Source organism: Dysgonomonas sp. GY75, from assembly GCF_015234155.1.
Classification (GTDB): domain Bacteria; phylum Bacteroidota; class Bacteroidia; order Bacteroidales; family Dysgonomonadaceae; genus Dysgonomonas; species Dysgonomonas gadei.
Map to the genome: position 1 here is coordinate 53,140 of NZ_JADCLQ010000009.1, position 14,525 is coordinate 67,664.

The window sequence follows — 14,525 nt, forward strand, 5'->3', positions numbered from 1 at the left end:
GAGGTAGCAGAGGATATATATCCCATCCCCTGCCCCCTTATTCAGTTGCTTATTGCGGCGGACATTCCGGCACAATGGTACTTAGCCATCCTATAATCTGTAAACCTTCATTTTTGAGCGTTTTTCCGTCAAAAGAGGATGCAAATTTCTTATCGCTACTACCATGCTCGTATCCCCCACTGATAGCGAATGGTCCCCATCCGAAAGAAGCCTTCGTTTTCAGTTTGCTTGTTATCAGTTCTGAATCCTCTTTCGAGAAATCTGCTTTTATGGACAAATCCCTTACAGCAATAAAACTGGTTGGCAACATAGGGAAAGGTGTGTTGAGTGGTTGATTTCTTGTTCCACTGGATAATCCTCCTTTTTTATATGCATTCCCAAGCGACCATCCTTTGATAGAATACAGCAAGTGATTGTACCACGGACGATTGATCTGCACACGGGTAAACTTAAATGACACTGTCAGATTTGTTGTCTGTTTACTCATCGATACATGTGAGTCTTCTTTATCGAAACTACCGCCTACATGCCATAATCCCCAACTGGCATTACCACCTGCACTGATTTTTGAGAAATCGGAATGTTCATTAGTCTTCAGAGTTTTAGAATCCAGAGTCACTGATGTCCATGTACTGGCGGCACTCGGAGCAAACCAGTTGGCTGGTATCGCATAAGCCGGATAATATACACTATTCGGGTCGGATATATCTCCTCGCTGATATTTATCATATTGCAATTGCGCATTATTAAATACCTGACCGACCTGATTGTTTATATACTGAGCTTCAACTGCCAGCATATCTTCGACCCTGGCTTTCTGGGCATTAGTCCAGTCCTGATAAGCAGAGTCTGCCTTCGATATATACCTTGGGCCTAATAAGCTCCATTGTTTTTGATCTGCCGGCTTACTCATATCAAGGGCGAAATAAGCAGCTATCAAACTGGTCAATGCATCATTATATGCATCCATCTTACGCTTATAGTTAGTATAAACCGGAGAGTCTACCTTTACGGTGATAGGTTTTCCTTCACCGTCAAAGTCCGTACCATCTGCATGCAAAAAATTATACGCTTCTTCATATCTCTTTTTTGCATACTCGTCAATAGGTGGTGGTGTTACCGTTGCCTTAACAGTCAAGGGGTAAATACCCTTCGACAGAGTGTGTCCGTTTTCGGCAGTAATAGGATTGATACTAAACAACCGGTCAACCAATTGCGAGAAATTCTGTACAGATTTTTCACTTCCATTAGGATTTGCCGGCGATTGAGGATTGGCAAAAGATTCGAGATCAATAGCTTGTCCGGGCCAGTTTAGCGACAAGTATATGTTTTGGTTCTGGCTTGTTCCCTGTAGCTTGAGGTCTGCAGGCGGATCAGCATAGGCACTAAACAACGTGTCATAAATAGACTGTAGCATCATTTTATCGATGTCTGCCATAGTAGTAATGTTTTTAGATTAGTACTCTAGTAACTATATAGAATGCATTCATATATTTCATATTTGAAATGGGAATTTCCTTTCCCGAATATTATTAAATATAATAATTCAATATTATGTTACGAAAACTCTCAATATGATTTGTTAAAGCTATTTCTAAATACAGTCTAAATCTCAATAGATTTAGTAAGAAGGCAAATTGGGCATCGTTTGTTAATATTACAACATCGATTTTTAATAAAAGTTCATCATTTAAATAATTATTTTAAGTTAATTTTAAAAATATCACACAAATAGCACGTAAATAGCTGTTAAAATCACAAAAAAATTCTGATGAATTATATGTTAACAAGGATATCCGTTTTTCTAAAATTTTCTATCGTTCATAATATTTGCTATAGAAAAAATTAAGTATCTTCACATTGTAAAAAAATGACAACAATTCGACAAACTAAAAAACGAAAACAATATAAACATGCTAAAAAAGGATACACTGGATTTCCTCGCCGCACTTAAGGAAAACAACTATCGCGAATGGTTTACCGAAAACAAAAAATGGTATGAAAGAGCACGTGCCGACTATGAAAAACTGGTAGGACAGACAATACAGGCAATAGCCACATTCGACCCTGAAATAGGATTGCTGGAGCCGAAGAAATGTATCTTCCGCATCTATAGGGATGTGCGTTTTTCTACAGATAAGTCTCCCTACAAAACGCATTTCGGGGCAGTATTCCGTCCACGCACACTTGATAAATCGTCAGGTTATTACCTGCATATCGACCCGGAGGAAAGTTTTATTTCGTGCGGGCATTATATGCTGATGCCTGATCAATTAAAAAAAGTAAGAAGAGGTATATATGACGACTTCGAACTGTTTCAGGAAATACTCAACGAAAAGCGCTTCAAAAAGGAGATAGGAGATCTTTACCGCGACGAGGACGCCTTGCAGCGTGTACCCAATGGATTCGACAAAAACCATCCCGCAGCCGAATATCTGAAATTGAAGCATTTTTATGCCTACAAGCCAATCCCTGCTGAAATGCTATTCAGTGACGACCTGATACCATACATCAAAGACATGTATAAACTGATGCAGCCATTGAGCGAATTTCTGAACGATTTAATAATAGAGGATTAACAAATATTCCTTTTTCTTAATTTGGAAAAAATAGCGATAGCCAATATCTTTACGGTATCAATAAAGAATATATATGGAAATCGCAATAATCGTTGCATTAATACTATTGAATGGTATTTTCTCAATGTCGGAAATAGCAGTTGTGTCTGCCCGTAAGTCCAGTTTGAACAATGAAGCCAAACGAGGAAACAAATCTGCCCAGTCTGCTGTAAATCTGGCTAATAACCCCAACCGGTTCTTATCTACTGTGCAGGTTGGGATTACCTTAATCGGAATCCTGACCGGTCTTTATTCGGGAGATGTATTAGCTGATGATTTTGCCAAGGTACTAAGTAATACAGGCATTTCTCAGCAGTATGTTCTGACCGTTTCAAAGGTGAGCATTGTTATTGTGGTTACCTATTTTACAATTGTCTTCGGTGAATTGGTTCCTAAAAGGATCGGTTTAAGTGCCGCCGAAAAGATAGCCAAATTTATAGCCCGCCCCATGCACTATCTCTCCATAGTCGCATCTCCTTTTGTATGGGTTCTCTCTAAAAGCACCTCTCTGATATTTAACCTTCTGGGCATTAAAAATTCGGACACAAAAGTGACGGAAGAAGAGATAAAGTCAATGATTCAGGAAGGAACCGAAGGGGGCGAAGTTCAGGAGGTAGAACAGGATATAGTAGAACGTGTTTTCACATTGGGCGACAGGGATCTGGAATCTATTATGACTTACCGGGGGGAAATAGTATGGATAGATACCGATATGACCAATCAGGAAATAATCGGGATTATACAGAATAATCCATTCGACAAATATCCTGTAGGTAATAAGGATCTGGATCATGTAGAAGGTATTGTGCACCTGAAGGATATGTTCGGAAAAATAGAAGACCCCGATTTTGATATTATGCAGGTAGTACGTCCCGTCCATTATTTTCACGAAAACATGGAAGTCTACAGCGCTTTGGAAGAAATGAAGATGAAGCATGTACAATACGCCCTTGTTTGTGACGAATTCGGTATCGTACGCGGTATCGTCACCCTTAAAGATATTCTGGAAGCATTGGTAGGAACAATCCTCGACCCGCATGAAGAACCCGACATTGTGCAACGGCAGGATGGCAGCTGCCTTGTAGACGGGCAATGTTCGTTCTATGATTTCCTTACCTATTTCAAAAAAGGCGATTTATATTCCAAATATGAATACAATACACTTAGCGGACTGATACTAGACTTATTGGAACATATACCCAGAACAGGCGAATTATTAACATGGAAAGGATTCTCTTTCGAGATAGTAGATATGGATGGTGCACGTATCGACAAAGTGTTGGTGAAAAAGCCGTAACACCTGCTAAAATTTATATGTAAGCATCAAACGGCCCTCTGCTGTGGAAGAAAATACATTATCGAAATATTTATAATTCGTATCACGCGCGTAATTATAACCAATACCTGTCAGATAAAAACGGTCTTTCAGCTTCAGATCCATCCGCAGACAGACTACATTCAACACCGCTTGCGAATGGTCGCCTTGCGCATTCAGTGTTTTTTCATTCACTGTTTCCCAATTTATATCGCGTGGATAGCCTTTCCATGTAAACATACGGTATCCATCGTCAGTCAATGAGACACTGAAAATATCCTTATAAGAAATACTAGCCCCCAGTTTCCAGCTAAAGCCGCTAGCCAGATTATAATTACGGTCGTCAAGAATATAATGGTCGCTAAGAGTACCACCCAATATAATGGCATTGAAATGAGCAAAGGAGTCGAACACCCAGTTTGAAAACCGTTTGCTCTTATGTATCAGCCCCACCCCGAACGAAGCCGGCGCAGATATCTTGTAAGGTATGCGTGACGATACATCCGATATCGTATCGGAATCATAATAATCGAAATGCTGATATACTCCTATACTGAGAAAATCCTTCGAATTATCAATAAGTTCGGCCGAATATAGCCTTCCGGTAATATTAAGTTGACTAAGCATGGGTTGCGAGCCTTGCCCGTTAATATTAGCTTTGAATGTAAAATAATCGTATGGCTTATTTGTTTCAGCCTCGAATCTGTCGCCATATTCCACATTGATATTCGTAGCGAATCCAAGACCTTTATCTATCACGGGGTCTTCAAATTCCAAGACCCTCACCCCCATCGAAACTTCGACGCTTACATCAGGTACTCCAAACTGTTTGCCCGAAGTAGATCTTTTCCGCCAGGCATCTCCCGACATGATACGTGTGAGTCCACGCATAGGTGATATAAGAAATGCCGCAGCTTCGAGTCCGAAACGGGAAGAACCTGTACGCCTGTCGTCAAGAATCAGATCGGAGGTACGGTAAAATACTTCGCCTATAGCCATACCGCCTATAGGTGTAGCTATTATATCATTGGTAGAGGGAAATTCATTTTCCATAAACATTTCCCACATGGCACTCCCGGCTAAAGCCAAGCCTCCCGATTCCCAATAAGTAAGGCCGTTGGCCCGTCCTGCATTGAAGTGAAGATTGCCATGATAAGGGTGTGCAAACATATTTGTTTCCAAATTATCATTGTCCCAAATGAAGCCTTTCTTAAAGTTTCGCCTTACAGACTTCATGCTGATATAAGCATAATCCCCTTTCTTTACATACCTGTCGAATGCCCATAATCCGATATTGAAACCCACAGTGGTTCCCCCGGCACGATACCAGTTCTTTTTCGAATAATATGCAATATCGAGCGAATCGGCAAGTTTGGGTTTAGCTGTCTGGTGCCGCATGGTAATTTGCGAATACCCACTCAAAGAAATAAAGAAAAATAATATAAGGGAAAAACGGCAATTCTGCATTATTATATATGAGGTTAATCTTTAGTGTGTAAGATATGATTTTTACAAAAATAGAAGAAAACATAAATAAAGAGGTGCTATGTAAAAAAAGACAGAGGTGAACCCTGTCTTTTTAATAAAATTTCACACAACACCGATATTTAAAGACGCAAAATAAGTAATTAAAAATATCATATATCAAAATGTTACCTGCTCTATATTCAAATTAAAAATCCTCTACACCTTAGTGTCTTTCCGAGAACGATTCATTGCATATCCATATTATCAATGCGATACTGCTTTTAAACCAACTACCGATGCGATCAAGGTAACGATAAAAAATATCCGCATCAGATTGGCTGGCTCTTTAAACACAATGATCCCCAAAAGCACAGTCCCGGCAGCACCTATACCTGTAAATATGGCATATGCAGTACCCATCGGTATCGTTTGAGTAGCCTTTACCAACAATCCCATTCCCAATACCAAACATACTCCGAATGCGATATACCAATATGTGGATTGAGGTGCGGCTACGATTTTTGCTTTTGATATACAAAAAGTAAAACCGACTTCGAAAACACTTGCCAATAATAAATAAACCCAACTCATATAAAATCTATTTTAAAAAACATCTCGACCATATTGAACAAATGTTCAATATGGTTATAAAAAATATATAACCTTTATTTTAATAATGCAATATAATGGCATAAAGCGTTCTCCAGATTGCGGATCACACTTTGTCCGTCTGATGAAAAAATACTTTGAAACCATACACCATCCGTAAGTGTAAACAACTGGTTTGCCGAAATATTTACATCTATATCTACACATATTTCATTTCTGCCAATACTATTCTTCAATGCATATTCCCACCCTGTACGCTCTTTTTCGGTCGTTGCCCTGTAATTATTTCTGAAGATGGCGTCCCGTTGCATCACCTGATAAAACAAAAAGTGATAATTAAGCATTGAAACTTCTTTTACACTTCCGGTTTCCTCTACTATTCCGGATATAACTTTACTGATATAGCGGAAGCGATCGCACATAAATTCAACAAACTCAGTTACGCTATAATCCTTAGCCTTACGGATATCAAAATCAAATATCTGAATGAAAAACTTCTCAGTTACCTGTATAAACAACTCCTCCTTATTCTTAAAATAATGATAAAGAAGCCCTCTCGACAAGCCGGTAGCCACCTGAATATCAGTTATGGAAGTAGCATCAAAACCCTTTAACAACAGGAGTCCAAACGTTTTTTTTAATATAAGCTCTTCTGTATTCATACATTTATATTGAACAATCGTTCAACAAAAGTATAATATTTAGAATGAATGGCCAAACTTTAATTATAATATTTATCATAGGAGGAAAACTTTATCTATATAATTATAGCTGATAGCTTTTTAGCTCTTAGTTTACAGCTCTTTGAAATATTGGAATAAGTGGTAAGTTTTAAGTACTGAGTACATGAGATACGAGTAGACAAAATACGAGATACAAGTTGTTAACTGATAACTGGTATATGTGTTACCTTTGTTACCTTTTAGTGAAGGAGATGCTTCGCACCGTTTTGCATGACAAATAATTATTAATTATTCATACTTAATTATTTTCCGTTACTTCTGTTACTTTTTAACGACATACAGTTAATAAATAAAAATAGACAAGATAAAAACAATGAATATATGTCAGATGTGTCAGGTTTTAACATTATATGGTTAATTAATACAAAAATGGCGTAAGCAATTATAGTTGTCAATTTTCGTAGGCTTACCCTAGGTCTGTAATCTTATAAGTTGTGTGTATTACAAAAAACAAATATCTTTACATATAAAATTAATTAAACTATATGAATAAATCAATTATGGCATTATTACTCGGCGCATCAGTGGTTTCGTGTGGCGGTAAGTTTTCCGCAAAAATAGAAAATACGGAAAAAGATGCACCTCTGATCGGCAAAGCCACTGTAAAAGTTGAAAATGGCATTATGACACCTGAGGTACTTTACAGCTTTGGGCGTGTTTCGGATGTACAGGTTTCGCCTGATAAATCAAAAGTACTCTATGGAGTCACTTATGTAAGCATCGAACAAAATAAGACCAACCGGGAGTTATTCACTATGAATATCGATGGCTCGGACAAAAAGCAGATAACTCAAACTGCCAAAAGTGAGAATAATGCCATATGGATAAAAGGAGGCTCTAAAATAGCATTCCTTAGTAGCGAGAGTGGTTCTTCGCAGATATGGGAAATGAATCCGGATGGAACCGAACGCATGCAGATCAGCGAGATAGAAGGGGGCGTAAATGGTTTTTCTTATTCACCCGATGAAAAGAAGATACTATATATTAAAAACATAAAGTTCGGAGAGCGCACAGCCGATAAATATCCCGACCTGCCTAAGGCGTCAGGACGTATTATAGATGACCTGATGTATAAACATTGGTCGGAATGGGTGGAAGAAATCCCTCATAGCTTTGTTGCCGATTATGATGGCACAAAAATAACAGAAGGCATAGATATATTAGGAGATGAACCTTACGAATGCCCAATGCTTCCATTCGGAGGAACAGAGCAATTGGCATGGAGTCCCGATAGCAAATCAATAGCATATACATGCCGCAAGAAAAAAGGGATGGAATATGCTTTATCTACTAATTCCGACATCTACCTTTATAACATAGATACTAAGGAAACTAAGAATCTTACCGAAGGGATGATGGGATATGACATCAATCCCGTTTTCTCTCCCGATGGCAAATATATTGCCTGGCAAAGCATGGAGCGCGACGGATACGAATCCGACAAGAACCGGATGTTTGTAGTGAATCTGGCTACTAATGACAAAATTTATGTAACCGAAAAGTTTGATTATAATACTGATTATCTGGCATGGAACGATAACGAAAGTATTTATTTCGTATCATGCGTAGAAGCCAAGACTCACATATTCAAAGCTTTTGTACACACTAAAGAAATAAACCGGATAACAAAAGGCGACTACGATTATGAATCTTTTGGTATAGCCGGAGACAAGCTCATCGCAACACGTCATTCTTTGTCAGCGCCAAATGAAATATATTCTGTAAATACAACTAATGGCGAAGCTACCGAATTGAGTTTCGAGAACAAAGAAATAATGGGGCAGTTAAAAATGGGTAAAGTCGAAGAGCGTTGGATAGCCACTACTGATGGAAAGAAAATGTTGACATGGATCGTATACCCGCCAAACTTCGACCCGAATAAAAAATATCCTGCCCTTCTATATTGTCAGGGTGGTCCTCAAAGCACTGTGAGCCAGTTTTGGTCATATCGCTGGAATTTACAGATGATGGCAGCAAACGGATATATCATTGTTGCACCTAACCGCAGAGGTCTTCCGGGCTTTGGTCAGGAATGGCTGGAGCAAATCAGCAAAGATTATGGTGGACAGAATATGAAGGATTACCTTTCGGCTATAGATGCTATGGCTAAAGAACCTTTTGTGAATGCAGACAAACTTGGATGTACAGGTGCAAGCTATGGCGGTTTTTCCGTATACTGGCTGGCAGGTAACCATAATAAACGATTCAAAGCATTCCTTGCGCATGCCGGTATCTTCAATGTGGAAGCACAATATCTTGAAACAGAAGAGATGTGGTTCGCCAACTGGGATCTGGGTGGTTCGTTCTGGGACAGAAGTAATTCTATTGCACAACGGTCGTATGCTAACTCTCCGCACAAATTTGTGGAGAAATGGGATACTCCAATAATGATTTCACACGGGGAGCTGGATTACCGCATACTGGCGTCTCAAGGCATGATGGCATTTAATGCAGCCAAGCTGAGAGGCATCCCTGCTCGAATGCTTATATATCCTAACGAAAACCACTGGATAGCACAGCCTCAAAACGGAATATTATTTCAAAGAGAGTTCTTCCGCTGGTTCGACACTTATCTGAAATAGAAGATTAAGATTCGTTATATACAAAAGCTTATCAGATAGGTTATCTGATAAGCTTTTATATTTAGATAAACACAGGCTTGAACTACAATATAAAGGATATAGATATAGGAGTTTCTTCCATTCGTTTTTCATATTAAATAAAATCTATATTATTTTCATAATATATCTTATTATTTATATATCATTCTTCTTGTTTTTGCTAAATTTGCACTCGAGACTTACACTAAGAATAGAGATGGAAAATAGATATAATCACAGTGCGATTGGCCGATTTCGAGTCAATAAGGATATCTTTTGTGGAGAATTTAAATAAAAAGGATACCATACTTCCTAAATGTTATACCATATTTCCACTAGATGAAAATTATAAAGAATGATGTTATATATTTGCACCCGATATTGAGGAGAGACAAGACTGAGATGGAAGACAAGACAAAAATGTACGGAGAAAAAAAAGCTCTGTCAAAGGACAAGAAAAACTCTGTATATTCTTTTGGGTATGACTTTAATATTTGTATGGGAGAGAGTGCTCTTCCCGTTACATATACCCAGACATATCTTCCCATAGGAATCTTAGGCCTTTGCACTGAAGGCTCCGCTATAATAGATGTATACATGCAAGAACATCATTTGTCGAAAGGTGAATTAATGGTAATTCTTCCGGGACAGATAGTTTCGTTGAAAAGTAAGAGTCCTGATTTTTCGATCAATTATTTTACGGTATCACATTTGTTAATAAACGATGTTCTCAGTGGAGTCGCACGCCTTTCTCCTTTATTCTTTATACATATGAGAAGGAAGTATCACTACAAGCTATCGAAAGATGAAGTATATCGATTCTCCGGTTACTACAATCTCATACATAGCTGGGTGAAACCGGCCGACAATTTATTCCAGAGGGAATACATAGTCAATCTGCTGAGGCTTTTCTATCTTGATCTTTATAATAATTACAGGAACAATCTGCTATCCAAGAATGCCATTAGGGATATTGATAGCCGTAAAGAAAAGATCACATACGATTTCTTTCTCCTGATAATGCAATATTTCAGAGAAAACAGAGAGATTGCTTTCTATGCAGAAAAGCTCCATATTACGCCTAAATATCTGACTTCAGTAGTAAAAGATGTCAGTGGCAGGCCGGCAAAGGATTGGATTGTAGAATACAGCATCATGGAGATAAAGTCTCTATTAAAGAATCCGGCATTGAATATACAGGAGATAACTGTGAAGACCAACTTTTCTAATCAGGCTTCTTTAAGTAGATTTTTCAAGAAGCATACAGGTCTGTCTCCTACACAATACAGGATGGATAAATAAGAATAAATAAGAATAAATAAGAATAAATAAGAATAAATAAGAATAAATAAGAATAAATAAGAATAAATAAGAATAAATAAGAATAAATAAGAATAAATAAGAATAAATAAGAATAAATAAGAATAAATAAGAATAAATAAGAATAAATAAGAATAAATAAGAATAAATAAGAATAAATAAGAATAAATAAGAATAAACAATATAATATATATGTAGTTTTGTAAAGTTTGTGTTAAGGTTGGGTCCTGTGAGTCGAGAGATTCGCGGGACTCATTATTTTTCTAGCTAAGAACTATATCTAAAACAGAAAGGCACATGCTCACGCATATGCCATCCCAACCTTAAGACAAATTAAAAAAACTACACAGAGTAGATAAATCTTATTTTATACTGAATTATTCTTTTATACAACGTATCGAACTCCCCTTGGCCCTATTATCGGTTGCATCTACCTGAATATAATAGGATTTAAAAAACAGCCGATATACAGTACTATAAAAAGCCGTTGCCGACCAGTTATACCCTTCCAATCCTACCATTGTCAGATTCCCTGTCGCTGGATCACGATACCCCGCTGCCGGATAATATCCTGCCACAGTCCATTCCTCTCCCTTACCTTTATCAAAAGCAGGTCCACCTCCGCCTAAGCCATTCCAAGGAGAATTGCTGCCTGATCCACTCCGGGGCACACGCCATCCTTTCGGGCAAGGATCATAAGTACCTTTTGTATTATCCGTATCATTCCACAAATAGTTATTCGTTGTGCCAGAGTTGCTATACCAATCCTGATTACCCTCAGTACTATAATAAAATGTATATGGATTAATAATAGAAGTCGGCATATTAAGACTATTATTCACTTTGCTCTTTCCTATAGCGACATTACCTCCGGGCAAAGTATAGAGTAAGATTTCCAAATTATCATCTGCAGCAGAAGAACCAGGAAATGGATCTTTTCTTCCCCATTGATAAAGCAAGCCCAATGAACCGATATTACCCGGTGTCGTATTTATCGCACCTAAGTTGCGATCCATAAATATCGTATTATTATATACTTTCTCTCCAGCCAATACATCAGGATCATAATTCGTCACCCATATATGCCAACTCCACCGTATCACATTATTTATTCTCACAGCTACAACCGCATTACCTTGTAAATTATTACTATTAGTTGTAACCCTCAGCATTGAAGCCGTGCCTTTATCACCTGAGGCAAGGGTAACCTCCTTTATCAGGTCTTTTTTATCTTGCCATAATAATTCTACACTAACAGTCCCCTGCAATCCCACTTCATTTAGATTCAACAACTGATTCCAAACTGCATATGCCTTTATAACAGGGATATCTATTGTTTTATTATAGCCGACAATAAATGAATTTGACAGTTTCAGCGCCGCAGGATCTGTCATACTGGATGGTGCATTTGGTTCCACCGGCACGCTCCCCGGATTATCTCTGGTAGGTATACTGTCAGATAGTGTTCTTAGCACAGCCCACTTGTCCCCATCCCATAAATATAGCCCTGGAACGAAAGGGCTTGTTTTAGTCATATTATAAACCAGCAGACCTATATTTTTCGATTTCTCGCTATCATACCCGGTCTCTGTCGGATTAACAAAAGGTTCTAAGGTTTTCAAATTTACTAATGCCACCCGAGGCAAGATAAAACCTCCCGTTTTACATGTTACATTATCGGCGTCCGGCTCCTGTTCTTTTAACTGCAATAATCCTGCTTTAGCTGGTGCCGATCCTAATCCTATTGTAACCTGTGCTTGAAGATCAATTGTGTGAAGAGCTAATGTAACAAACCCTAATAAAGTAAATTTGAGTGTTTTTGTGCAAGTTTTCATATATGAATAAAATTATTTTCGTTTGCATCATATGTATGTAGCTCTTCCATATAGAAATATTCCTATTCTTGGGATAACCCTTTAAAATACAAGTTATTGTTTTGCATAGTAACCAAGAAGCGCATTTGTATATTTTGTGATTTCCTATTAAAATTTCCGCAAAATTAAAGAAATATTTCTCAATTAAAAACAAATAATATGAAATAATTCTACATTAACCATTTTTTACTTTATCTTTATTTTACAGGCGAAAAATTAACTTTTTTGGTATTTCAAGAATTAAAGTTATTTTTGTTAGAAATCTTACAAACTATATTGCAATTATACCTCAATAGGTATAGTTATAATTCGTTATCGATTACACACAATGAACAAAAACTTAACTCAAAAGGACAGGATTATACAGTTCATAGACAAACAGGGGATTAGTAAAAATAAATTTTATAATCAGACTGGAGTCTCTAACGGTACTCTGGACAAGAAAAGCGGTATAACAGGCGAGACAATAGCTAAAATATATACAGCATACCCTGAAATAAATCTGGAATGGCTTATTTCGGGTGAAGGTGAAATGATAAAATCATCGCTATTCTGGTCATACGACAACTTACAGTCGGTACGGGAACAGTACGCCGCTGTAATGAATATAGACCCGGCAACTGTTTCTGACAAAAATCTGCTCAAAGCAGAATCTCCTCTGGAGTTTATACCGATATTCTCCTATAAAGGATCACACAAGTGCCATGGATATCTATCTATACCAAATTTAAGTTCATGTGATGGGGCCGGATTTGTGAAGACAGACAGCATGTATCCCTTGATAAAACCGGGAGATATTGTATGTTATAAAACAGCAAATCACACCAACGACATTTATTGGGGTGAAATGTATATCATATATCTCACCATCGATGGAGAAGAATTTCTCACCATTAAAAATTTAGACAAATCTGATATAGGTGATGACTTTATAAGGCTTTCCGGATACAATCAGAAATATCACCCAAAAGATGTGCCGATAAATCGTATACAATGGAAAGCAATAGTAAAGGCCTGCATCAATTACAATTCGGTGATATAATACCGGATAAACAGCCTATCACTCTATCTTCTCTAACAGATAAAAAGGGATACTCTAAATCATTAAAGTATCCCTCTCTTATAGTATCTGCAATATTTCTCTTAACTATTGAAGTGATATAGAAATATTACGGTTTCTTCCAATGCATTCTTCGGGCAGTCTTTTATTTCCAGGACAACCTTCAATTCGGCTTTGGCTATACCTCTCAGGTTAACAAGCGATGCCAGGGTAACCCGTAAACGTACTTCACTATCGACAATTACTGCCTGATTAAATTTCAACTTTTCGATACCGTAATTTATCAGCATCTTTATATTGTTTACCTCTATTATCTGATCCCAAAGATAGGGCAAGATAGACACCATGAGATAACCATGTGCAATTGTACTTTTGAAAGGACTCTCAACCTTCGCTCTTTCTTCATCCACATGAATCCATTGATAATCAAGCGTAGCTTCTGCAAATTTGTTGATGCGGTCTTGAGATATTTTCAGCCAATCAGAAGTCCCCAGTTCTTTTCCTACATACTGCTCAAAATCGGCATAGGAATTAATAATAAGTTTAGCCATAAAAAGTTAATTAACAAATACAGCATAAAAATATCTATATTAAACGATATTACCAAATAAACACAATAAGGATTATAAAATTAACTATATTTTAATCGATGGACATGCTATCTTATTAAAATCGGCTTCAGACAACATTATCAAATCTAAAACCTGACAAACCTGACAGTTTTTCTCATTTTCTCACCTGTCAGCTTTTTGGTATATTTCTTATCTTCAGGTTTCAGTCTTAAGCTTCCTCCACTTTTAAGTTGAGGAAAGAGTTGATTATTTTAGCAGGCTTTGACCAAATACTTATCGGCTAAAGTCTGTTTCAATGAGTCATTTATATAAGGCTTTACAACCAGCCCCGTAAGGAAGCCAGGGAG

General features: G+C 37.5%; 11 protein-coding genes. 5 read left to right on the top strand and 6 right to left on the bottom strand.

Features of this window, described 5'->3' with window-relative positions; all coding sequences use genetic code 11:
• Positions 1–49 precede the first annotated feature (49 nt).
• Positions 50–1,438: a hypothetical protein gene (locus tag IR083_RS04580; protein WP_194223421.1), complete on the bottom strand. Its 1,389-nt coding sequence runs from the start codon at positions 1,436–1,438 to the stop codon at positions 50–52.
• Positions 1,439–1,913: 475 nt separating this feature from the next.
• On the opposite strand from IR083_RS04580, the gene IR083_RS04585 reads away from it, so the two are divergent.
• Together IR083_RS04585 and IR083_RS04590 are read left to right on the top strand one after the other, a co-directional pair.
• Positions 1,914–2,579: a DUF2461 domain-containing protein gene (locus IR083_RS04585; RefSeq protein WP_194223422.1), complete on the top strand. Its 666-nt coding sequence runs from the start codon at positions 1,914–1,916 to the stop codon at positions 2,577–2,579.
• Between the two features lie 73 nt (positions 2,580–2,652).
• Positions 2,653–3,915, top strand: a complete 1,263-nt coding sequence (locus IR083_RS04590; protein ID WP_194223423.1) for a hemolysin family protein — start codon at positions 2,653–2,655, stop codon at positions 3,913–3,915.
• A 6-nt stretch (positions 3,916–3,921) separates the two neighbouring features.
• Here the strand turns inward: IR083_RS04590 and IR083_RS04595 are convergent, their stop codons facing one another.
• The 3 genes from IR083_RS04595 to IR083_RS04605 all read right to left on the bottom strand — a co-directional run bounded on the left by IR083_RS04595 (position 3,922) and on the right by IR083_RS04605 (position 6,671).
• A complete protein-coding gene (locus tag IR083_RS04595; RefSeq protein ID WP_194223424.1) occupies positions 3,922–5,400 on the bottom strand; it encodes a DUF3943 domain-containing protein in 1,479 nt (492 codons plus the stop codon).
• Between the two features lie 264 nt (positions 5,401–5,664).
• Entirely contained in the window at positions 5,665–5,991 is a 327-nt protein-coding gene (locus IR083_RS04600; protein WP_194223425.1) for a DMT family transporter, read from the bottom strand.
• A gap of 74 nt (positions 5,992–6,065) precedes the next feature.
• Positions 6,066–6,671 (bottom strand): TetR/AcrR family transcriptional regulator, encoded by a 606-nt coding sequence (locus tag IR083_RS04605; protein ID WP_194223426.1) that lies wholly within the window; start codon positions 6,669–6,671, stop codon positions 6,066–6,068.
• A gap of 566 nt (positions 6,672–7,237) precedes the next feature.
• Between IR083_RS04605 and IR083_RS04610 the strand changes: the two genes are divergently transcribed.
• Positions 7,238–9,334 (top strand): alpha/beta hydrolase family protein, encoded by a 2,097-nt coding sequence (locus IR083_RS04610; protein ID WP_199343187.1) that lies wholly within the window; start codon positions 7,238–7,240, stop codon positions 9,332–9,334.
• A gap of 357 nt (positions 9,335–9,691) precedes the next feature.
• Positions 9,692–10,654, top strand: a complete 963-nt coding sequence (locus IR083_RS04615) for a helix-turn-helix domain-containing protein (protein WP_194223427.1) — start codon at positions 9,692–9,694, stop codon at positions 10,652–10,654.
• Positions 10,655–11,049: 395 nt separating this feature from the next.
• Here IR083_RS04615 and IR083_RS04620 read toward each other — a convergent pair whose 3' ends face one another.
• Positions 11,050–12,507 carry a hypothetical protein gene (locus tag IR083_RS04620; protein WP_194223428.1) on the bottom strand — a complete coding sequence of 486 codons (1,458 nt, stop codon included), beginning with the start codon at positions 12,505–12,507 and terminating at the stop codon, positions 11,050–11,052.
• Positions 12,508–12,874: 367 nt separating this feature from the next.
• Between IR083_RS04620 and IR083_RS04625 the strand changes: the two genes are divergently transcribed.
• A complete protein-coding gene (locus tag IR083_RS04625; protein ID WP_194223429.1) occupies positions 12,875–13,588 on the top strand; it encodes a helix-turn-helix transcriptional regulator in 714 nt (237 codons plus the stop codon).
• Positions 13,589–13,689: 101 nt separating this feature from the next.
• Here the strand turns inward: IR083_RS04625 and IR083_RS04630 are convergent, their stop codons facing one another.
• Positions 13,690–14,157 carry a MaoC family dehydratase gene (locus IR083_RS04630; protein WP_006799418.1) on the bottom strand — a complete coding sequence of 156 codons (468 nt, stop codon included), beginning with the start codon at positions 14,155–14,157 and terminating at the stop codon, positions 13,690–13,692.
• Between the last annotated feature and the right edge of the window lie 368 nt (positions 14,158–14,525).